This is a genomic window from Rhodococcus sp. DN22, assembly GCF_036669995.1.
In the GTDB taxonomy this organism is placed as follows: Bacteria; Actinomycetota; Actinomycetes; order Mycobacteriales; family Mycobacteriaceae; genus Rhodococcus_F; species Rhodococcus_F erythropolis.
This window is the reverse complement of record NZ_CP133326.1, coordinates 4,014,798-4,036,183: the sequence shown is the minus strand read 5'-3', so window position 1 is coordinate 4,036,183 and position 21,386 is coordinate 4,014,798. Positions and strand designations below refer to the sequence as shown.

Here is a 21,386-nt window from a genome sequence, read left to right as displayed (position 1 = left end):
GGGTGCGTGTTCTCTCAGATCAGCCACGCCGCAGCGTTGACGGGTAGTTGACCGTCGACGAGTGGTGCGCTGCTCAACAGCAGCTGCCCGTTCGGCAGTGCGATCGGCACCTCCGTGGTGTTGAGAGCACAGATCAGACCACCGCGTCGACGGAAAGCGAGGCAGCCGGGGGGACTGCCGTACCAATCGATGTCCGCGCCGGAGAACTCCGGCCTGGCGCTACGAAGTTCGAGTGCGGCGCGATACAGCGAGAGCATCGAGTCGACGTCCTCGATCTGCGCCTCCACCGTGAGCGTCGACCACTCGCGTGGCATCGGCAACCAGGTGCTCGCGCCGGTGGTGAATCCGAACGGGGGTTCGCTTCCTTCCCACGGAAGGGGCACTCGGCAGCCGTCGCGTCCTCGCTCGGCATGTCCGGATCGTTCCCAGACCGGGTCCTGTAGTGCCTCGTCGGGCAGGTCGACGTTCGGCAGGCCGAGTTCGGCTCCGTTGTAGATGAAGCTCGCGCCCGGAAGCGCCAGTTCGACGAGGATCATCGCCCGTGCGCGTTGCGTTCCGATCTCACCCCCGCCGTAGCGCGTGACTTCACGTTCGACGTCGTGATTCGACAGCGTCCACGTGGGCACACCCCCGACCTCGGCGACGGCCGCAAGAGAGTTCTCCACGGCCTCCCGGACGGACTCGGCGGAGAATTCGGTTTCTGCAAGTCGGAAGTTGAATCCGAGATGCAGTTCGTCTGGCCGGATGTATTCGCCGAACTTCTGGTTGTCCTTCACCCAGATCTCGCCGACGGTCATCGCCTCCGGGAACTCGTCCATGACCTTGCGGATGCCGCGGTGGATTTCGTGAACTGCCGGGTTGTTGAACCGCGGGTCGTCGTCGGAATTGCGCATGAGCTCGTTGAGCTCCCAGTCGTGGTCCGGCAAACCGTCGGGCTTGGCCATTCCGTGGGCCACGTCGATGCGGAATCCGTCGATTCCGCGCTCGAGCCAGAAGCGCAGAGTCTTGGCGAGGTCGTCGAAGACCTCGGGGTTGTCCCAGTTCAGGTCGGGCTGTTCCTTGGCGAAGATGTGCAGGTACCACTGGCCGGGTGTTCCGTCGGCTTCGGTGACGCGGGTCCATGCCGGGCCGCCGAAGATGCTCGGCCAGTTGTTCGGCGGTTCGTTGCCGTTCTCACCTTTGCCGTCTCGGAAGATGTAGCGGGATCGCTCCGCAGAACCGGGCGCTGACGCCAGGGCTGCCTTGAACCACTCGTGCTGATCACTCGTGTGGTTCGGGACCAGGTCCATCGTGACCTTGATTCCGCGCTCGTGGGCTGACGTGATCAGCGAATCCATCGTCGCCAGATCGCCGAACAGGGGATCGATGTCGCGAGGATCCGAGACGTCGTAGCCGTGGTCTGCCATCGGTGACTTCATCACCGGGCTCAACCAGATTGCATCGATGCCGAGCAGTTCGAGGTAGCCGAGTTTCTCCTCGACTCCGCCGAGGTCGCCGATACCGTCGCTGCCCGAATCGGCAAAAGAACGCGGATAGATCTGATAGAAGACCGCCTCGTTCCACCACGGGGCTTCGGGCCGGCTTACAGAGGACGAATCCGCGGGGGTGCTCACAGCAGTTCATAGTGCCAAACGTCTGGCACTCTCACGACTTGGACACGGCAAAAGCGTGACTCTTTACCTAGCCTTGGTGTACTTTGCATTCACGCCGTGACACCATGTGGCAACTTTGGTGTTACTGCCGGGGGAGAAGTATTCGGGAATTCAACCAAGGGGGCTTGGCCTTGACTTTGTCGGCAATCGAAGCGGTCAGTTTGGATCATGTACTGCTCGAAGATGATCCGATCAACCGCGACTGGATAATCTTCGGCACACCGGTTGCACGGTCGGCGCAATGGTCGGCGAGTAAAGACGGGACCACGACTACACACGTCTGGGATTGCACGAAGGGGCGCTTCCGTTGGTACTTCCACGCGGACGAAATCGTGCACATCATCGAAGGGTCGGTCACCGTTCAGGCCGACGGAATCGCCGAGCGAACCCTGAGTGTCGGCGATGCCGCACTCTTCCGTGCGGGCAGTTGGTCGGAGTGGGAGGTCGAAGAGTACGTGCGCAAGCATGCAATCTTGAGTTCGCCCCTGCATCCCACGGTGTCGTTCGGGGTACGCGCTGCCCGCCGGGTCGCGCGCGTGTTCAGGCCGAAGGCTAAGTAGACGGTCAGATAGCGGAGTTCACCATGGACGCGGCAGCCATCTCCATGTAGTCGATCAACTGCTTGCGGTGCACCGGGCTCAGAGTCTTCTCGTCGATGGACGCGATGGCGACGTGCATGCACCGCAGCCACGCATCACGCTCGATCGGGCCGATCACGAATGGATTGTGGCGCATCCGCAGACGCGGGTGTCCACGCTCCTCCGAGTACGTGTGCGGTCCGCCCCAGTACTGCTCGAGGAACATCCGCATCCGCCGCTCGGCCGGGCCGAGATCGGCCTCGGGGTAGAGCGGGCGCACAACCTCGTCCTTCGCGACTTCTTCGTAAAATCGCGCGGTGAGCTTGTGAAACGTCTCGGCTCCGCCGACGGCGTCGTAGAAGGTCTGCTGCACGTCGTGCTGTACGTCATTCATGGCAAGTTCCATTGTGCCTGACGGCCGTAGTGGTCGGTTTCCGGGTCGACGACGGTTGTATCGAGTCGGAGTGCGTACCCATTCACCGGAAATTCACCGGCCGTCCTGGCAATTTTGTTCGAAATGGGAGTGCGTAACGCGATCATCCGTGGTCAACTTGGGGGCAGTCTCCCGGAGGTCGTATGAAGAACCGACATGCTGCACGCAATCACCGACAACTCCAGCCCACTAGCGCGCGGAACGACCACGCGTTAGGGGCTGTTCTGGAAGTTGTTCCTGACGGGTTCGCGCACACTGCCGACCCACTCTTTTCCGACGAGCATTCTCACCTCGAGATGTTCCCTCCCGATCGCGTAGTCCCCGAGTGGGTGAAACGTCGGGTGCTACTGCTCAACGTCACGTACGAACCGCTGACCGCCCTTCCTGCCAGGCGCGCGGTCGTACTGATGGCCTGCGGCAAGGCCGATACCGTCCACGAGGACGAACAGGGCCCGGTAGTCCATTCCGCGGACTGGTCGGTGCAGGTTCCCTCGGTCATTCGATTGCGCACCTACGTGCGCGTTCCATATCGCGCCCGCATCCCCATGACCCGTGCCGCACTGATGCATCGTGACCACTTCCGATGTGCGTACTGCGGAGCCAAAGCCGAAACCATCGACCACGTCGTTCCTCGCAGCAGAGGTGGCGGGCATTCGTGGGAGAACTGCGTCGCGTGCTGTGCCCCCTGCAATCACCGCAAGGCCGACAAGATGCTCAGCGAACTCGGATGGACCCTCCGTGCGGAACTGGTCCCGCCGTCCGGACCTCACTGGCGTCTGCTCGCGGCGACCAAGGAATTGCATCCGGCGTGGATGCCTTATCTCGGCGTGGGCGCAGCCTGAGCTATGTGTCGGCGTGGGCGCAGCCTGAGCAATGTGTCGGCGTGGGCGCAGCCTGAATTGAGTTCTAGCGTCACCGAAACGAAATTGCCCGAGAATTTGTGGCCCTGACGCTTTCCTTCCTGGCGTTCTGGGCTACGTTATCTGGTGTGAGCATTCTCGAGGTAGTACTGATATACGTTGGGATTCCGGCCTTGATCACCGCGTTCTTCGCGGCTGCGTCCTTCCTCGGGAAGAAGACGCCGGGACCGGTTCCGCCGGCGTTCCATCTCGGTGAGTCGTGGGATCACGCTCCCGTGCTGTGGAGTGCTGTCGACGAGGTCACCGTTCGCGGTGGCCATCACGGCAGTGCACACGCAATCGAAGCCGGTTCGGCTGATCTGATCGGAGGGTCCGCAAGTGGCAAGTGGTGATCATTCGACCGCGCTCGCAGTAGCGCCCGAGGACCTGCCCGTCGGCAGCGTCGTCACGTCCAGTGGACGCGTATCCGGTGTGCATCGCATCGGCGAGCCGTTCACCGACGATCTTCCGTTCGAGACCATGGATCTGGTCGCGCTCGACGTCGCGATGACTGAAGCGACGCGGGCCACCAAGGTGCGGTTCAACGCGTACGTCGGTGATCTCGGTTCTGATCCGGCAGCGGGTGCCGACGCATTGTTCCCGACCACGCCCGAAGCCGAGCGTTCCGTCCTGATCGCCGTTTCGCCCAACCAGCGCACCGTCGAGGTTCGCAGCGGTCGGGCAATCGCCGATCGGGTCACCGATCGTGTTACCCAGCTCGGAGCAACGGCAGCTGTTGCATCCTTCAGTGAAGGCAACCTGATCGACGGACTGATCAGTGCCATCCGCGTTATGGCAGCCGCAATTTCAGCGCCGTAACTGTTTGTCAGACACAGGCCGGTGCCCGCGTCGATTCGTGAGAATCGACGCGGGCACCGGCCTTTCGCATGTCACCTCGCGTCGAACTTTCGTGCTGCGAGTGAACGAACCACGCCGGCCTGGCCTTCGACGACCAGGCGACGCAACGCGGGAGGGATGTCGCCTTCGAGGAACCGGTCTGCTGCCGCTACGGATTCGTCCGAGATCGACCACGACGGGTACAGCCCGATGACGACCGTCTGTGCCACTTCGCTCGAGCGTCGTTCCCACACCGCCGCGATATCGGCGAAGTAGCGGGAGACGAAGGGCTCGAGCAATTCGTCCTGGCCTTCGCGAGCGAACCCGCCGATGATCGATCGCGCGGTGATGTTGGGCACGGAGTCGTCGCCGACGACCTTCGCCCAAACCTCTTCCTTGACAGCGGCCTGCGGACGTCCGGCCGCGGCCGCCGCGGCTTGACGAGCGCCCGCAGCGGTCGGGTCACGCTGAGCTTCGGCGTCGATGAATGGAGTTGCGGTTCCTTCGGCGTCGATCTCACCGGCGGCCGCGAGTGCCCCGACGATGCGCCAGCGCAGGTCCGTGTCGACGATCAGGCCGTCGAGCCCAACGGTGGAGGGATCGGCGTCGAGCAATTCGCGCAGTACCTCGGTGTGCCACGGGGAGAGTGCTGCGCCGGTGAGTGCGTTGACGAATGCCAGCTGGTGGTCGGACCCGGCCTCTGCCTCACGTGCGAGTTCGAGCAACCGATTGGCGAAGCTCGCCGCGCCTTCGGCCTCGGCCCAGGCCGGATCTGCGTAGGAGCCGATGGCGGTTTGGGCTTGGAGCAAGAGACGTTGCACCACACCGACTTCGGTCTCCGAACTGATGCCGCGCTCGACCAGCGCGACGAAGTCGCGTGCCTTCAGTTCGGCTTGACGGGTCATTTCCCACGCCGCCGACCAGACCAGGGTGCGGGGGAGTGAGTCGGTAATGTCGCCGACCCGCTCGATCGCCGTCGCCAACGATTCGGGATCGAGTCGCACGGAGCCGTAGGTGAGATCGTCGTCGTTGACCAACACGAGTGCACCGCGGGCGACGCCGACAAGTTCGGGGACATCCGTGCTTTCCACAGCATCGAGGTCGAGTTCGACGCGATGGCTTCGTACCAACTTGCCGTCGACGTCGTCGTAGATGCCGATGGCGATCCGGTGGATTCGCCGCTCGCCGGCGCCTGGTGCAGCACCGTCCTGCAGGACGGCGAAGCGGGTGAACTTTCCGTCTGCGTCGACATCGAAGTCGGGGCGCAGGATGTTCAAACCGGTGGTCTTGAGCCACTGCCGACCCCAGTCGGAAAGGTCACGGCCCGAGGACTTTTCGAGTGAGCCCAGCAGATCGTCGAAGGTTGCGTTTCCGAATGCGTGCTCACGGAAGTACTCACGCAGTCCGGCGAGGAACGGCTCGAGTCCGACGTATGCCACCAACTGCTTGAGGACGCTGGCGCCCTTCGCGTACGTGATGCCGTCGAAGTTCACCTCGACGGCGGCCAGGTCCGGAATGTCCGCGGCAATCGGGTGCGTCGACGGCAACTGGTCCTGGCGGTACGCCCACGACTTCTCGACGTTGGCGAACGTCGTCCAGGCGTTCGTGTACTCCGTGGCCTCGGTCTGGCACAGGACCGAAGCGAAGGTCGCGAACGACTCGTTGAGCCACAGGTCGTCCCACCACGCCATCGTGACGAGGTCGCCGAACCACATGTGCGCCATTTCGTGCAGGACCGTTTCGGCACGACGCTCGTACGAGTAGCGGGTCACCTTGGAGCGGAAGACGTAGTCCTCGAGGAATGTCACGGCGCCGGCATTCTCCATCGCGCCGGCATTGAATTCGGGGACGAAGAGCTGGTCGTACTTGCCGAAAGCATAGGGAACACCGAAGTTGCGGTGATAGAAGTCGAATCCCTGCTTGGTCTCGGTGAACAGTCGCTCCTCGTCCATGAACTCGGCCAGCGAAGCGCGGCAGAAGATTCCGAGCGGGATGTCGCCGTGCTCGTCGGAGTAGTTGTCGGTCCATTGCGCGTAGGGACCGGCGATGAGCGCCACCAGGTACGTGCTCATCTTCGGGGTGGTCCGGAAGACGTGCTTGCCGGGATCGGCGGCGAGGGTCTCGACGACCGCGGAGTTGGAGATGACCTTCCACGACGTGGGAGCGGTGACGCGGACGTCGAACGTGGCCTTGAGATCAGGCTGATCGAAGCACGCGAACATGCGCTTGGCGTCGGCCGTCTCGAACTGTGAATAGAGGTAGACGGAGTCATCGGTCGGGTCGACGAATCGGTGCAGTCCCTCGCCGGTGTGGGAGTAGATGCAATCGGCCTCGATGACCAACTCGTTGTCGGCAGCGAGATCAGGCAGGCTGATGCCCGTCGACTCGTCGTAGCCGGAGACGTCGAGCGCGGTGCCGTTGAGGACCGCGGAATGGACTCTGGCCGCGACGATGTCGATGAAGCTGCTTGCTCCGGCCGTGGCGGTGAACGTGACGGTGGTCTTCGAGGAGAACGTCTCCTCGCCGGGTGCGTCTTTGCCGTCGGTGAGATCGAGTTCGATCAGGTAGTTCTCGACGGTCAGGATTGCTGACCGTTGCGCTGCGGTTTCGCGTGTCAGGTTCGGTGCGACCACAAAGATCTCCTCGTAGATGGTGCGGATCTATTACGTCCATCCCATCACGAAGAGAACGACTTCACTCAAGCGGACACTTCTGCCAGCGGAATCTCCGGATCGGCCAACCGCTCCGGATCGACGGGACGCGAAGACGCGACCAATTCCTTGATGGCGTCACCGGCATCCCAGATGTTCACGTTCATGCCGGCGAGCACCTTGTTCGCGGAATCGAGCCAGAATGCCAGGAACTCGCGCTTGTCGACGTCGCCGCGAGTGACGACACGGGAGTAGCCGCCGTGCGGTGCGTGACCTACGTATTCCATTCCGAGGTCGTACTGATCGGTGAAGAAATACGGCATGCGGACGTACTCGGCAGGCCGTCCCAACATGGTCTCTGCGGCCGTCTCGGGTTGGTTGAGTGCGTTTGCCCAGTGCTCCACCCGAATTCGTGCATTCAGAATCGGATGCTGTGCGGCCGCGATGTCACCCACTGCGACCACGTCGGGGTCGCTGCTCTGCAGACCGGCGTCGACGAGAACCCCGTTCTCGACGTCGATACCCGCCTCCGATGCCAACTCGGTGTTCGGCAATGCGCCGACAGCGATCAACACGGCGTCGGCCGGAATCACGGTTCCATCACTCAAAGTGACACCCGAGGCGTGACCGCCGTCGACAGAGATTGCGGTGACGTCCGTGCCGGTGCGTAAGTCCACCCCGTTCTGGCGGTGCAGCGCGGCGAAGACCTCACCCATTTCCGGGCCGAGGGTCGATTCGAGCGGAAGGCCGGCATGTTCGAGCACGGTGACCTCGACGTCGAAACCGCGAGCCGACGCGGCAATTTCGAGGCCGATCCAGCCGGCACCGACCACGACGAGCTTCTTGTCGGCGGCCAGGGTGCGCAGCAGCGCGGCGGCCTGATCGACTGTTCGCACGTAGTGAACACCCTCGGCGTCGGACCCCGGGATGTCGAGGCGCCGCGACCGCGAACCGGTGGCCAAGGCGAGCTTGTCGTAGCTGATCGTGGAACCGTCCGGAAGTGACACGGTGTGCGCAGCGGGGTCGATGGCCGTTGCCGTCGTTCCCGGGCGAAGATCGACGCGATGGTCGCGAAACCACTCGCCGTCGTGGACGGTGAATTCGGGGAGTGTCTTCTTGCCGGCGAAGAACTCTTTCGACAGCGGCGGACGCTCGTACGGGAGGTGGTCTTCTTCACTCAATACGGTGATCTCACCGTCGAAATCTCTGTCACGCAGGGCTTCTGCGATCTTTGCGCCCGCGAGCCCGCCGCCGACGATCACGAATCTCCGGTTGGTGCTCATTACTGAACCACTCCTTCGTACTCGTTTCTTTTCGACACTACTGCGATCGGGAGGTGGTTCGGGGGAAAGCGCGGGAAGGATTGCGGGTTCATGATTGTTGGCAGAACGGGAGTATGTCCCCGAACTGATATGACCTGACCGACATGAACTGATAGGGAGTTTCTTCGTGAGCGCAACCTCGAGCAAGACCACGGACACTGCTGACTTCTGGTTCGATCCGCTCTGCCCGTGGTGCTGGATCACCTCACGCTGGATTCTCGAGGCCCAGCAGGTACGCGACATCGAGGCCAAGTTCCACGTGATGAGCCTTGCGGTTCTCAACGAGGGCCGTGACCTTCCCGACGAGTACCGGGAGATGATGACCAAGGCCTGGGGCCCGGTCCGTGTCGCCATCGCTGCAGCGCAGCTGAAGGGTGACGAGATCCTGCTGCCGCTGTACACGGCGATGGGGACGAAGATTCACAACGAGGGCAACAAGGACTTCGCCGACGTCATCAAGTCGTCCCTCGCCGAGGTCGGCCTGCCACCTGAACTGGCCGAGGCCGCCGACACCGACAAGTACGACGAGGCTCTGCGCGAGAGCCACGACAAGGGCATGGACGCCGTCGGACCCGACGTCGGAACCCCGACGATCCATGTCAACGGTGTGGCGTTCTTCGGCCCCGTGCTCTCACGCATCCCGCGCGGCGAGGACGCAGGCAAGGTGTGGGACGGCGCAGTCGCGCTGGCCGGCTACCCCCACTTCTTCGAGCTCAAGCGGACCCGCAACGAGGATCCTCAGTTCGACTGAGCGGCAGTGAGCGCCGGATTTCGGTAGAGCTGACCCGGCCGGAAGAACAGATGCCCTGAGTGCGTGCGGTTGCGAAGCGCAGCCGCACGCCAGGTCAGCACCGGATGCGACGACAAGATGTTGACGAACCACGGGAAGAACCCGGATTCGAGTGTCGCCCGATCGGCCAGTTCGTCGAACCCGACCAGACCCACCAGATACTTTCCCGCGCCGAGGACGCCCATCGCGCCCGGTGCACCCTGAGGGCGCATGTGAAAGCCGAAGTTGTCCGCCGTGTACTCCATGGAACGCGACAGCGAAGACCCGATCACCGGAATGTAGTTCGACGCGAACTGTCCCCACTGGCGCCAGTACGACGCATGCCCGGCAGCGATGTGGCCGACCTCGTGGCCGATGATGAATGCGAGCGCATCGGGCTCGCGTGCCTGCCCACCGACTTCGAACAGGTCGCTGTAGACGACGACGAAACGGCGAAATCCGTGCCCCGACGCAAACGCGTTGATCCGTCCGTTCCCCAGCACGACGTAGGCATCCGGCGGAGTTTTCATGCCGAACCGTGCCGCAGCCTCGGCAACCAGCTGATACCCCTCCGGAAACTGTGAAGGCGTCATCTTGATTCCGTTGACCTGTTGCGATCCGTACAGCTGACCTCGCGCGAGGAACAGCAGGATCGGAGCCGCGAGCACCACGAGGATCCACGTCGACAGATCACCCGCAGCGATCAGAACGATCGCCACCACATAAGTGACGACCGTCGTCAGCACCGCGAGCACGAGTAGCGGGATTTCCCACGGGTGGCGAACGGCGTCACTGCCCGGTGACACACGAACGGCGGGTGCAGCGGCCTGGCCGTTGACGGGGTACATGGGCACCACGATAGGTGTGCTCGCGCGGCGATGCCTGTTCCTGAAAGTGTGACGTCGACCCGGGTGCGCCCGGCTGGTCGGGCCTGAGAGAATTGTCGCCATGCGCGTATACCTGGGTGCCGACCATGCCGGATTCGAACGTAAGAACGAGATCATCGAACACCTGAAAGCGAACGGCCACGAGGCCATCGACTGTGGTGCTCACGAGTACGACGCCGTGGACGACTACCCGGCTTTCTGCATCGAAGCCGCAAAGCGCGTCGTCGCCGACGAGGGCAGCCTGGGAATCGTCCTGGGTGGCAGTGGCAACGGCGAGCAGATCGCCGCGAACAAGGTTCCCGGCGCACGGTGCGCCCTCGCTTGGAGCGTCGAAACGGCGAAGCTGGCACGTGAGCACAACAACGCTCAGCTGATCGGCATCGGCGGACGTATGCATTCCCTCGAGGAATCGCTTGCCATCGTCGACGCTTTCCTCGCCACCGCATGGTCGGGTGAAGAGCGCCACCAGCGTCGTATCGACATCCTGTCCGAGTACGAGAAGACCGGCGTCGCACCGGCTCTGCCGCAAGCCTGATCCGAAAGTTGTTCCGTGCCTGAAGGTCATACCCTGCACCGGCTGGCACGGTTGCATGCCCGCAAGTTCGTCGGTTCACCGGTCCGCGTCCTCAGTCCGCAAGGCAGATTCGCCGAGGACGCGCGCCTGGTGGACGGACACGTACTCACGTCCTCGGATGCCTGGGGAATGCACCTCTGGCACACGTACGACAACGGTCTGACAGTTCACGTACACCTCGGGTTGTACGGAAAGTTCACCGACGCCGCCCTGCCGATGGAAGAACCGGTAGGCCAGGTCCGGATGCGAATGGTCGGTGCCGACTTCGGCACCGACCTTCGTGGTCCCACCGCCTGCGAAGTCCTGCTACCTCCTCAGGTCGCCGCGATCGAGGCCAGACTCGGGCCGGACCCACTGCGCCGCGACGCGGATCCAGAGAAGACCTGGTTGCGAATCTCCAAGTCCAAGACGGCAATCGGCGCCCTGCTGATGGACCAGGCGGTCCTGGCGGGTGTCGGCAACGTCTATCGCGCCGAACTTCTCTTTCGTCACGGAATCAACCCTGAACGACCGGGGAATCTCGTCTCTCACGGCGAGTGGACCGCCATGTGGGCAGACCTAGTCGAATTGATGAAAGTCGGCGTCAGACGGGGGAAGATGCACGTCGTTCGCGCCGAGCACGACAACGGAGATCCGGCGTACGCGAAGGATCGTCCGCGTACCTATGTCTACAGAAGAGCAGGATCGCCGTGCCGCGTGTGCGGCACACCGATCCTGCATTCCGTCATGAAGGCACGAAACCTGTTCTGGTGCCCGGTGTGTCAGTCGGCTTAGAAGTCGAAGCCTCCGAAGTCGCCGCCACCGAAATCGCCGCCTCCGAAGTCCCCGTAGTCGCTGCCTCCACCGTCTGCGGTGAAATCGGTGTTGTCGATACTTCCTTGGTCGGCGCCGGGATCACCGGCGTCCATACCCTGATCTCCCGAGTCACCGGAGCCTGTATCGGCGCCGGAATCGCCGCCCTGTGCGAAAGCCTCTGCGCCGTAAGGAACCCCGGCCATGCCGGAGAACATGGTCGAAAACAGCATCATCGAACCCAGACCCCAGGCGCCGGCGACGAGTGCAGGCTTCCACCAGGGTTCGGAGTACCAGCCGGCCGGGACCGGGCGTCCGGCGACTCGGCCACCGGGGTAGTAGTTGGGTGTGTGCGACGACGGATTGGGTGATGCGGCGACCTTGCGGCCCTCGAATTCGACCTCACGGTCTTCGGTGACCGAACCGGCAGCCTTCTGTCCGTCGATGGAAGGAACTTCCGGTCCCGGATCCATGCCCATCGCCACCCGTGCCGCGCGGATGTAGTAAAGCCCTTCCAGTGCAGTCTGTTTCGCGAGACGTGCTTGGACCGGCGTTGCGGCCTGATCGATCTGCGAGCCTGCGGCGTTGTACCGTTCGGCCGCGTCGGCGAGGGCTTGGCGCGACGCGTCGTCACTGCCGGTCAGGTTGTAGACCTGACCGCCGAGGCGTTCGATCGCCTGCCGGGCATCGGCTTTCGCATCGTCGAGTTGTGTTGCGCTGTGGCCGGAACCGCGTTGCTGGCTTTTCATGACCAGAAATACGACTACGGCCAGAACGACGAGTATGAGAAGAATCGTGGTCACGAGTGGCCTCCCGAGCAGAATCGATCCGGACAACTCCAGGATACGGACCGCAGGGGGGTGGTCTGAGTGGACAAAGTCGGAATACAAAAGATCCGCACCGGCTGGGCCGGTGCGGATCTTTGTGGAGTTTCCCTCTTGATGGAGGGGATGACGGGAATCGAACCCGCGTGATCAGTTTGGAAGACTGAGGCTCTACCATTGAGCTACATCCCCGTGCATACGACAACTCGGGATCGCCGTGTTCGTCGTCTGCGATACGAAACTGTACCCAATGCCCCACCGGATTTCATAATCGGGGGGTCGGAGAAGTTCGAGACCGTCGTTCACCTGGGGAATTGGCGAATTGCTCGGCGAGTCGGGGTGTCTCGGCCGCAGGCGCGGCTTCTGATTCCGGCTCTGAATGGCAGTTGAGGCAAGGCTGTATGTGGCTGCCGTCGGATGACATACTGACGGGGTCGACAGCCGGGCCGTGTACAAATGGCGGTCGGGTTCGTGAGAGAGTAGTGAGCGCGATAGGGTTGTGCGCGGTCACCGATGGTGGCTGCCCTTGGTGGCCCGCTGTCTTAGTGGCCTCGGATGGCCGTATCGTGTGTTTCATGTGATCGGAAACGGGATGTAGCGCAGCTTGGTAGCGCATCCGCTTTGGGAGCGGAGGGTCGCAGGTTCAAATCCTGTCATCCCGACAAGTACGTACATGGCACTTCACCTCCAGTAAGTCCGGGAGTGAAGTGCCGCGCCAGACAGCAGTACCGATTCAACACAAGTTGTGAGCAAGACCAGACGAAGGAGCGAAGTTTCGTGAAGAGCACCGTCGAGCAGCTCAGCCCGACGCGAGTCCGTATCAACGTTGAGGTGCCCTTCGCGGAACTCAAGTCTGATTTCGACAAGGCCTACAAGGCCCTCGCGCAGCAGATTCGTCTCCCCGGCTTCCGTCCCGGCAAGGCTCCGGCCCGCCTCCTCGAAGCGCGTGTCGGTCGCGGCGCTGTGCTCGAGCAGGTCGTCAACGACGCTCTGCCGTCGCGTTACTCCGAGGCTGTCACCAGCGCCGGCGTGAAGGCCATCGGCCAGCCCGAGATCGAGGTCACCAAGATCGAAGACGGCGAGCTCCTCGAGTTCACCGCCGAGGTCGACGTGCGCCCCGAGATCGAGCTCCCTGACTTCAGCTCCATCAACGTCGAGGTCGATCCGATCGAGATCACCGACGAAGCCATCGAAGAGCAGCTGCTTTCGCTGCGTCAGCGTTTCGGCACCCTCACCGGCGTCGACCGCGCAGTCGAGGACGGCGACTTCGTCTCCATCGATCTGTCGGCCACCGTCGACGGCGAGAACGTTGCCGAGGCAACCGCGAGCGGACTGTCGCACGAGGTCGGTTCGGGCCAGCTCATCGAGGGCCTCGACGAAGCCATCATCGGCCTCAAGGCGGGGGAGTCCAAGGACTTCACGTCGACGCTGGTCGCCGGCGAGTACGCAGGCAAGGAAGCTGTTGTCACCGTGACCGTGCAGACGGTCAAGGAGCGCGAGCTTCCGGCTGAGGACGACGAGTTCGCTCAGCTCGCCAGCGAGTTCGACACCCTGGAAGAACTGAAGGCTGACCTCCGTGAGCGCGTCGCACGCGTCCGCAAGGTCGAGCAGGCCGGTCAGATCCGCGACAAGGTTCTCGAGCAGCTGCTCGAGACCGTCGAGGTTCCGTTGCCGGAGGCTGTCGTCAAGGCTGAGGTCGACGCTGCACTGCACGACGCCGTTCACGGTCTCGATCACGACGAAGAGGCACTGAACAAGCTCCTCGAAGAGCAGGGCAGCAGCCGCGAAGAGTTCGACAAGGATGCACAGGAAGCCGCTGAGCGCTCCGTCAAGACGCAGCTCTTGCTCGACTCGATTGCCGATGCGGGCAACGTCACCGTCGGTCAGGACGAGCTCACCGAGCGCATCCTGTTCCAGGCGCAGCGTTACGGCATGGCTCCTGAGCAGTTCATCCAGCAGATCCAGCAGGCCAACCAGCTCGGCGCCGTCTTCGCAGACGTCCGTCGTGGCAAGGCTCTCGCGTCCGTCGTCGAGTCGGCCGGTGTCAAGGACACCTCCGGCGCAGTTGTCGACACCGCAGAGCTGTTCGGCAGCAGTGAGGCCGAAACCGAAGCGGACGAGTCTGATTCCGCCGAGAGCGAAGACAAGTAAAAACGCAGGCGGACGGGTGTTTTCACCACGATCGACTGCACTGAGTTTTCCGCTTTGAGCGAAGTAGGGCGGCACCGGGACTCCGGTGCCGCCCTACTTCGTTACTGTCTGTGTCAGTAGAAGTGTTTCGCATAGACGATCCACCGCACAAGTAGATCCACATAGAAGGCAGGTACCGTGACTTCCAATCACCTGGAGACTTTGCAGAGTCCCGCCATGACTTCAGCGACCGCTGGGTTGAACCTCAGCGACTCGGTGTACGAGCGCTTGCTGCGAGAGCGCATCATTTTCCTCGGTACCCAGGTCGACGACGACATCGCCAACAAGCTGTGCGCACAGATCCTGCTGCTCTCGGCCGAGGACCCGACGCGAGACATCTCGCTCTACATCAACTCGCCCGGTGGATCCGTGACCGCAGGTATGGCGATCTTCGACACGATGCAGTTCGCCGAGTGCGACATCGCCACCTTCGGCATGGGCCTTGCGGCGTCGATGGGTCAGTTCCTGCTCTCGGCAGGCACCAAGGGCAAGCGCTACGCGCTGCCTCACGCCCGCATCATGATGCACCAGCCGTCCGCCGGCATCGGTGGTTCCGCCAGTGACATCGCGATCATGGCCGAGCAGTTCAAGCACACCAAGCGCGAAATGGCCGAGCTGATTGCTCAGCACACCGGCCAGACGGTCGAGCAGATCACCGCGGACTCCGATCGTGACCGTTGGTTCACGGCGAAGGAAGCTCTCGAGTACGGCTTCGTCGACCACGTCGTCTCCCGTGCGAATCAGGCCGGCGGCACCGGCAACTGAGCCGGTTCGCCCATCCTTTCGCTGCCCAATTCATACTTTGGAGAACTGATGACCAATCTTTTCGGAGCTAACTCGCTGGGCGGCCAGGCGCCGTCGGGCCCCCAATCGCGTTACATCCTGCCCCAGTTCACGGAGCAGACCAGCTACGGCGTCAAGACGTCCGACCCGTACAACAAGCTGTTCGAGGAGCGCATCATCTTCCTCGGCTCGCAGGTCGACGACGTGTCCGCCAACGACCTCATGGCGCAGTTGCTGGTTCTCGAATCGCAGGATCCGGACCGCGACATCACGATGTACATCAACTCGCCCGGTGGTTCTTTCACCGCGCTGATGGCGATCTACGACACGATGCAGTACGTCCGTGCCGACATTTCCACCGTCTGCCTCGGTCAGGCTGCTTCGGCAGCTGCCGTGCTTCTGGCCGGCGGTACGCCGGGCAAGCGCTTCGCGCTCCCCAACTCGCGCATTCTGATCCACCAGCCGGCTACGGGCGGCATCCAGGGTCAGGTTTCCGATCTGGAGATCCAGGCTGCGGAGATCGAGCGTATGCGTCGGCTCATGGAGAGCACGCTGTCGCTGCACACGGGTAAGGATCCGGAGACCATCCGCGTCGACACCGATCGCGACAAGATCCTCACGGCCGAGCAGGCCAAGGAGTACGGCATCATCGACGACGTGCTGGCTTACCGGAAGCTCAGCGCACAGAAGTAGTCGATTTCCGCCTCGTGTCGAGGACCTGTATCCCGATTCCCGACACGAGGCGGACACGTCGAGAAGTGCCTGGTGGAGCGCTTGCCAGGCTGAAATCTCGACTCTTTTCTTTTTTATCCGCAGGCGAAACGCCGAGAACAGGTCGACCCCGTTCGGGATCTGCGGGTACCGTCACTTCACGGGCTGGTTCTCGACCGGCGTTCTGCGATTGTTCGACCAGATTTGTTCGATCAGTTTGTCTGATCTGACAACTACCGAAGTACTGCGGAGCGTCTCGACCGATCGAGTGGCGGCGAGTGCACGTACATGATGGAAAGTAGGGACCTCACGAGATGGCACGCATCGGCGACGGCGGGGATCTGCTCAAGTGCTCTTTCTGCGGTAAGAGTCAGAAGCAGGTCAAAAAGCTCATTGCAGGACCCGGGGTGTACATCTGCGACGAGTGCATCGACCTCTGCAACGAGATCATCGAAGAGGAATTGGCCGAATCGAGCGAGGTCAAGCTCGACGAGCTTCCCAAGCCTGCGGAGATCCGAGAATTCCTCGAGAACTACGTCATCGGTCAGGACTCCGCCAAGCGGACGTTGGCCGTGGCCGTCTACAACCACTACAAGCGCATTCAGGCCGGCGACAAGGGCCGTGATGCGCGGGGTGAGACGGTTGAGCTCGCGAAATCCAACATCTTGATGCTCGGCCCCACTGGCTGCGGCAAGACGTATCTCGCTCAGACTCTCGCGAAGATGCTCAACGTCCCGTTCGCCATCGCTGACGCGACGGCGTTGACCGAGGCCGGTTACGTCGGTGAGGACGTCGAGAACATTCTGCTCAAACTGATTCAGGCTGCCGACTACGACGTCAAGCGCGCCGAGACCGGAATCATCTACATCGACGAGGTCGACAAGATCGCCCGTAAGAGCGAGAACCCGTCGATCACGCGTGACGTCTCCGGCGAAGGCGTTCAGCAGGCGTTGCTGAAGATCCTCGAAGGTACGCAGGCGAGCGTCCCGCCGCAGGGTGGCCGTAAGCATCCGCACCAGGAATTCATTCAGATCGACACCACGAACGTGCTGTTCATCGTCGCGGGCGCTTTCGCAGGTCTCGAGCGGATCGTCTCCGATCGTGTCGGCAAGCGCGGTATCGGTTTCGGCGCCGAGGTTCGGTCGAAGGCCGAACTGGATACGGTCGATCGTTTCGCCGAGGTCATGCCGGAGGATTTGATCAAGTTCGGTCTGATTCCCGAGTTCATCGGCCGTTTGCCGATGATCGCGTCGGTGACCAACCTCGACAAGGAATCGCTCGTTCAGATCTTGTCGGAGCCCAAGAACGCTCTCGTCAAGCAGTACCGTCGCCTGTTCGACATGGACGGCGTCGAACTCGAGTTCACCGAAGAAGCGCTCGACGCTATCGCCGATCAGGCGATCTTGCGTGGAACCGGCGCTCGTGGCCTGCGCGCCATCATGGAAGAGGTTCTTCTTCCCGTGATGTACGACATTCCCAGCCGTGACGACGTCGAAAAGGTGGTCGTCACCGCGGAGACCGTCAACGACAACGTACTTCCGACCATCGTTCCGCGTAAGCCGGAACGTGGCGAGCGTCGCGACAAGACGGCGTAGAACTTCAAAACGACTGTGGCCCGGTATCTCTCGCGAGATGCCGGGCCACAGTGGTTCGTGTAACACAGTGGTTCGTGCAGGGTGTCTGTGGGGTGGTCGGCTAGATCGGGTTGCCGAGCTCCTTGAGGGGGGTGCGGAACGTCTCCTTGGCGGTGAACGCCGAGATCGCGCAGATGACGCAGGCCACCGAAGTCAGAATGGCAACGGGCATCCAGTGTGTCTTGTCGCCGCCCATGAGGGCGTTGCCGATGGCGGGGGCAAAGCCTGCGAGGGCGAAGCCGACCTGGGTGCCGATCGCAATGCCCGAGTAGCGGACCTTGGTGTTGAACATCTCGGAGTAGAACGACGGCCAGATGGCATTCGGGGCAGCGTAGAAGACGGACATCAATCCGATTGCGGCGAGGAAGATCAGGGGAACGTTGCCGCTGGCGATTGCGCCGAAGTACACGTAGATGAACACCGCGCTACCGAGGGCGCCACCGATGAACAACGGCCTGCGACCGATCCGGTCGGAGAGCATCGCCCAGGCGGGCTGACTGAGCAGGGCTACGGCGTTGGCTGCGATGGCAACCCAGAGCATGGTCGACTTCGGAATCCCCACTTCTTCGGTGGTGGCGAAAGCGAGACCGAAGACGGAGAAGATGGTCGAGACGACGGCGATGAAAGCGCAGCAGATCACGCGAATCAGATTTGCGCTGTGGGTGCGAAGAAGATCGGCAACAGGCAATTTGGCGACGGTCTTGGATTCCTGCTGCTCGGTGAACTCTTCGGGCTCTTCGAGCTTGAGACGCATGATGTATGCCGCGACCAGAACGATCAGGCTGCCCCAGAACGGGATTCGCCAACCCCACGTGTAAAGGATGTCGTCGGGGAGCGCGGCGATGGGCAGGAATACGAGGCTGGCGAGGATGAAGCCGGCCTGGGTGCCGTTGAGGGTCCAACTGCAGAAGAACGCGCGTCGGCCTTCGGGGGCGTGTTCGAGCGTCAGTGAGCTGGCACCGCTCTGTTCACCCGCGGCGGAGATGCCCTGGGCGATTCTCATCAGGACAAGAAGGATCGGTGCAAGAACTCCGATCGAATCTGCGCTGGGAATACATCCGATGAGGAAGGTGGCTGCGCCCATCAGAATGAGCGTGAGCAGCATGATCTTCTTGCGGCCGACGCGGTCACCGAAATGGCCGAGGACTACAGCGCCGAGGGGACGCGCGACGTACGCGACACCGAAGGTGGCCAGCGAAAGTAGAGCCGCATGCCCGCTGTCCGGGAAGAACACCGTGGGGAAGATGAGCGCAGCGGCGGAGGCGTAGATGTAGAAGTCGTAGTACTCGAGCATGCTGCCGAGAAACGACGACGTTGCGGCGCGCTTGACCTTGGTCGTATCCGGCCTTGCCAAGGATCCCGCCTCGGGCCCGGACGGTGTAACCGTGCTAGCTGACATGCTCATCTCCTGGGTGGAAGCGTCGTGGAGGCTCTACATCCGCCGATTGTGTTCGTATCAATAACGTCTGTGCGGAGAGCGATACAAGGAATGTAACCGACGCCACAGCAACTACACAAGATTATTAACCAAATAGTTCATAAAAATCTACTGGCGGTCACGCTGCTCGTCGAAACCGCAGTTCAGAGAGTTAGGAGGCCGGCTGTGCTGCGGCCGCCACCAACTGCTCCACCTGTTCCTCGGTGATCCCGAGGCCGAAGGTGGCGAGTTTTCCGAGCGGCATCGAGCCTGCGAGTGCCATCATCTCGGGGCTGACCGCCTGTGCACCGTCGCCCGCTGCGGCAGCCATGGCGGCGCCGAGAACTGCGCTGCCGACCGGATGGGCGAGCCATTCGCCGATGGTCGACATGGCGTCGAGCGTGCCGACGCCGACGTTCCCGGCCAGGGTGATCGTGTCGGTGGTTGCGATGTCCCGAGACGAGAAGCCGACGCGGATCTCGTAGTCGCCGGCCTCGATCGCCCAGTCCTTTTCCGTGACAGACCAATAGGCAAATGCCCTGCTGTCGAGCGTGATGGTCACAGTCGCGGATTCGTCGGGGTCGAGGTGGACCTTGGCAAAGCCTTTCAATTCCTGCGCGGGTCGATCGATGCTTGCCGAGGCGTCGTGGACGTAGACCTGAACGACGCTGCTGCCCGATCGGTCGCCGCTGTTGCGCACGGTGACGGTCACTTCGGCGGAGTTCTCACCGGCCTCGACGGAGGTATCGGTGATGTCGAAGGTGGTGTAGCTCAGCCCGAACCCGAACGGGTACGCCACTTCGCGCAGCGCGGAGTCGTAGTAGCGGTATCCCACGTACAGGCCTTCGCCGTAGCGGACGTGCTGCTGTGATCCCGGGAAATGCAGATACGACGGATTGTCTTGGAGGCGAAGCGGAATGGTCTCCGTCAGGCGGCCGGACGGACTCGTGATGCCGAACAGAAGATCGGCAATCGCCGAGCCGCCCGCCTGGCCGAGTAGCCAGCCCTCGAGGATTGCGGCGGCATGATCCTTCCAAGGCTCGATCGAAACCACACCGCCGTTGGCGAGCACGACGACCGTGTTCGGGTTCGCGCCGTGGACCGCTTCCAGCAGGGCGATCTGGTCAGCCGGCAGTTCGATGTCGGTTCGGTCGAATCCTTCGGATTCCGTGGCGGACGGTAGTCCGAGGAACAGCACCGCGACGTCGGCGCGGCGTGCGGCGTCGACAGCCTCGGTGACCATGTCGTCGTCCGGAGTGCCGTCGAAGGTGAAGCCCGGTGCGAAAGTGACGCGGTCGGCGCCTTCGAGGTCGAGGATCGCGTCCAAGGCATTGTCGAGCTTGGTCGGGACCACCTGTGAACTGCCGGCTCCCTGGTACCGCGGGCTGCACGCGAATTCGCCGATCACCGCGACGGTTTGCCCGCCGGGGGTCAGCGGCAGTAGTTCTCCGTCGTTGGCCAGCAAGACAGCGGACTCCGCTGCAGCGGTCCGTGCCAGTTCGTGGTGACGCTCGACGTCGTACGTGTGGCCTTCGGTGCGCGCGGCGGCGGTGCGTGCCACCAGCGTCGCCAGGCGCTCGGCGGCAGTGGTGAGCACTGATTCGTCCAGGTCGCCGCCGCGCACGGCGTCGACGATCTGGGTATCGGTTCCGGTCGGCGGCATTTCCAGGTCGAGGCCCGCGGCGAGTGCCGCCACGCGGTCGTTGACCGCTCCCCAGTCCGAAACGACGAGGCCGTCGAAGCCCCACTGTTCGCGGAGTACCTCGGTGAGCAGCCAATGGTTCTGGCTCGAGTACACACCGTTGATCTTGTTGTACGAGCACATGACCGTCGTCGGGGCCGCGGTCTTGACGGCGTATTCGAAGCCGGCCAGATAGATCTCGCGCAGTGTCCGTTCGTCGACGTCGGCACTGACTCTCATCCGGTCGTGTTCTTGGTTGTTGGCAGCGAAGTGCTTGAGCGAGGTTCCGACGCCGCGAGACTGGATGCCGGTGATCAGGGCTGCCGCGACGCGGCCGGAGAGGAATGGGTCCTCGGAGACGTATTCGAAATTCCTGCCACACAAGGGTGATCGTTTGATGTTGATGCCTGGGCCGAGGAGGACCGAGACCTGTTCAGCTTTGGCCTCGTCGCCCAGAGCCTCACCGACCTGGCGGATGAGGTCGAGGTTCCACGACGAGCCCAACCCGACCGCCGGTGGGAAACATGTCGCTGGAACGCTGTGGCCGAGTCCGAGTGCATCGCCGCCCTCGGGTTGTTTCCGGACTCCGTGCGGACCGTCGGTCAGGAGTATCGATTCGATTCCGGGAACGGACTGGCTGTGCCAGAAATCCGAGCCCGACGTCAACGACGCCTTCTCCTCGAGTGAAAGCCCGTCTACGTAATTCTCGGTCACGTCATTCCTCCCGGTGGCAGCTGTGAGTTCCACTCACC

Annotated in this window: 19 protein-coding genes and 2 tRNA genes; 12 read left to right on the top strand and 9 right to left on the bottom strand. The window is 62.6% G+C overall.

Annotation, left to right across the window (positions count from 1 at the left end; all coding sequences use genetic code 11):
• Nucleotides 1-14: 14 nt before the first annotated feature.
• Nucleotides 15-1,613, bottom strand: a complete 1,599-nt coding sequence (locus RA302_RS18390) for a glycoside hydrolase family 13 protein (protein ID WP_007730939.1) — start codon at nucleotides 1,611-1,613, stop codon at nucleotides 15-17.
• 164 nt (nucleotides 1,614-1,777) lie between these two features.
• Between RA302_RS18390 and RA302_RS18385 the strand changes: the two genes are divergently transcribed.
• Nucleotides 1,778-2,212 (top strand): cupin domain-containing protein, encoded by a 435-nt coding sequence (locus tag RA302_RS18385; protein WP_007730941.1) that lies wholly within the window; start codon nucleotides 1,778-1,780, stop codon nucleotides 2,210-2,212.
• A gap of 4 nt (nucleotides 2,213-2,216) precedes the next feature.
• On the opposite strand, the gene RA302_RS18380 is transcribed toward RA302_RS18385, so the two are convergent.
• Nucleotides 2,217-2,624, bottom strand: a complete 408-nt coding sequence (locus RA302_RS18380) for a globin (protein WP_003944464.1) — start codon at nucleotides 2,622-2,624, stop codon at nucleotides 2,217-2,219.
• 182 nt (nucleotides 2,625-2,806) lie between these two features.
• Between RA302_RS18380 and RA302_RS18375 the strand changes: the two genes are divergently transcribed.
• The 3 genes from RA302_RS18375 (at nucleotide 2,807) to RA302_RS18365 (ending at nucleotide 4,381) form a co-directional block, all read left to right on the top strand.
• Complete coding sequence (locus tag RA302_RS18375; protein WP_003944465.1) at nucleotides 2,807-3,505, top strand: HNH endonuclease; 699 nt, start codon at nucleotides 2,807-2,809, stop codon at nucleotides 3,503-3,505.
• A 146-nt stretch (nucleotides 3,506-3,651) separates the two neighbouring features.
• The gene (locus RA302_RS18370) at nucleotides 3,652-3,915 is read left to right on the top strand and encodes a hypothetical protein (protein WP_007730943.1); all 264 of its coding nucleotides are present in this window, start codon (nucleotides 3,652-3,654) and stop codon (nucleotides 3,913-3,915) included.
• The gene (locus RA302_RS18365; protein WP_003944512.1) at nucleotides 3,902-4,381 is read left to right on the top strand and encodes a DUF5130 domain-containing protein; all 480 of its coding nucleotides are present in this window, start codon (nucleotides 3,902-3,904) and stop codon (nucleotides 4,379-4,381) included. The genes RA302_RS18370 and RA302_RS18365 overlap by 14 nt, the downstream gene beginning before the upstream one ends.
• A 71-nt stretch (nucleotides 4,382-4,452) precedes the next feature.
• Here the strand turns inward: RA302_RS18365 and pepN are convergent, their stop codons facing one another.
• Both pepN and RA302_RS18355 read right to left on the bottom strand, forming a co-directional pair.
• Nucleotides 4,453-7,032: an aminopeptidase N gene (gene pepN, locus RA302_RS18360; RefSeq protein ID WP_070161371.1), complete on the bottom strand. Its 2,580-nt coding sequence runs from the start codon at nucleotides 7,030-7,032 to the stop codon at nucleotides 4,453-4,455.
• Between the two features lie 65 nt (nucleotides 7,033-7,097).
• Nucleotides 7,098-8,333: an FAD-dependent oxidoreductase gene (locus tag RA302_RS18355; RefSeq protein WP_054187689.1), complete on the bottom strand. Its 1,236-nt coding sequence runs from the start codon at nucleotides 8,331-8,333 to the stop codon at nucleotides 7,098-7,100.
• A 166-nt stretch (nucleotides 8,334-8,499) separates the two neighbouring features.
• Between RA302_RS18355 and RA302_RS18350 the strand changes: the two genes are divergently transcribed.
• On the top strand, nucleotides 8,500-9,123 hold the full coding sequence (locus tag RA302_RS18350; protein ID WP_338477428.1) for a DsbA family protein: 624 nt from the start codon (nucleotides 8,500-8,502) through the stop codon (nucleotides 9,121-9,123).
• Here the strand turns inward: RA302_RS18350 and RA302_RS18345 are convergent.
• Nucleotides 9,111-9,989 carry a M48 family metallopeptidase gene (locus tag RA302_RS18345; protein ID WP_042923839.1) on the bottom strand — a complete coding sequence of 293 codons (879 nt, stop codon included), beginning with the start codon at nucleotides 9,987-9,989 and terminating at the stop codon, nucleotides 9,111-9,113. The two genes, RA302_RS18350 and RA302_RS18345, sit on opposite strands and share 13 nt — an antisense overlap.
• Nucleotides 9,990-10,089: 100 nt before the next feature.
• Between RA302_RS18345 and RA302_RS18340 the strand changes: the two genes are divergently transcribed.
• Both RA302_RS18340 and RA302_RS18335 read left to right on the top strand, forming a co-directional pair.
• A complete protein-coding gene (locus RA302_RS18340; RefSeq protein ID WP_003944571.1) occupies nucleotides 10,090-10,563 on the top strand; it encodes a ribose-5-phosphate isomerase in 474 nt (157 codons plus the stop codon).
• Between the two features lie 15 nt (nucleotides 10,564-10,578).
• Nucleotides 10,579-11,376 (top strand): DNA-formamidopyrimidine glycosylase family protein, encoded by a 798-nt coding sequence (locus RA302_RS18335; protein ID WP_338477425.1) that lies wholly within the window; start codon nucleotides 10,579-10,581, stop codon nucleotides 11,374-11,376.
• Here the strand turns inward: RA302_RS18335 and RA302_RS18330 are convergent.
• Complete coding sequence (locus RA302_RS18330; RefSeq protein ID WP_064444263.1) at nucleotides 11,373-12,143, bottom strand: hypothetical protein; 771 nt, start codon at nucleotides 12,141-12,143, stop codon at nucleotides 11,373-11,375. The two genes, RA302_RS18335 and RA302_RS18330, sit on opposite strands and share 4 nt — an antisense overlap.
• A 193-nt stretch (nucleotides 12,144-12,336) precedes the next feature.
• Nucleotides 12,337-12,410, bottom strand: a tRNA-Gly gene (locus RA302_RS18325).
• Nucleotides 12,411-12,806: 396 nt separating this feature from the next.
• Here RA302_RS18325 and RA302_RS18320 point away from each other — a divergent pair.
• The 5 genes from RA302_RS18320 to clpX all read left to right on the top strand — a co-directional run bounded on the left by RA302_RS18320 (nucleotide 12,807) and on the right by clpX (nucleotide 17,497).
• A tRNA-Pro gene (locus RA302_RS18320) sits at nucleotides 12,807-12,880 on the top strand.
• Between the two features lie 115 nt (nucleotides 12,881-12,995).
• Nucleotides 12,996-14,369, top strand: coding sequence for a trigger factor (gene tig / locus RA302_RS18315; RefSeq protein ID WP_007730958.1), 1,374 nt, complete (start codon nucleotides 12,996-12,998; stop codon nucleotides 14,367-14,369).
• Between the two features lie 216 nt (nucleotides 14,370-14,585).
• A complete protein-coding gene (locus RA302_RS18310) occupies nucleotides 14,586-15,173 on the top strand; it encodes an ATP-dependent Clp protease proteolytic subunit (RefSeq protein WP_007730960.1) in 588 nt (195 codons plus the stop codon).
• Between the two features lie 48 nt (nucleotides 15,174-15,221).
• The gene (locus RA302_RS18305) at nucleotides 15,222-15,884 is read left to right on the top strand and encodes an ATP-dependent Clp protease proteolytic subunit (protein ID WP_003944539.1); all 663 of its coding nucleotides are present in this window, start codon (nucleotides 15,222-15,224) and stop codon (nucleotides 15,882-15,884) included.
• Between the two features lie 332 nt (nucleotides 15,885-16,216).
• Nucleotides 16,217-17,497, top strand: a complete 1,281-nt coding sequence (gene clpX, locus RA302_RS18300) for an ATP-dependent Clp protease ATP-binding subunit ClpX (protein ID WP_003944582.1) — start codon at nucleotides 16,217-16,219, stop codon at nucleotides 17,495-17,497.
• A 100-nt stretch (nucleotides 17,498-17,597) separates the two neighbouring features.
• Here clpX and RA302_RS18295 read toward each other — a convergent pair whose 3' ends face one another.
• Nucleotides 17,598-18,935: an MFS transporter gene (locus tag RA302_RS18295; protein WP_003944496.1), complete on the bottom strand. Its 1,338-nt coding sequence runs from the start codon at nucleotides 18,933-18,935 to the stop codon at nucleotides 17,598-17,600.
• Between the two features lie 190 nt (nucleotides 18,936-19,125).
• Complete coding sequence (locus RA302_RS18290; protein ID WP_030536645.1) at nucleotides 19,126-21,348, bottom strand: glycoside hydrolase family 3 C-terminal domain-containing protein; 2,223 nt, start codon at nucleotides 21,346-21,348, stop codon at nucleotides 19,126-19,128.
• Nucleotides 21,349-21,386: the final 38 nt, after the last annotated feature.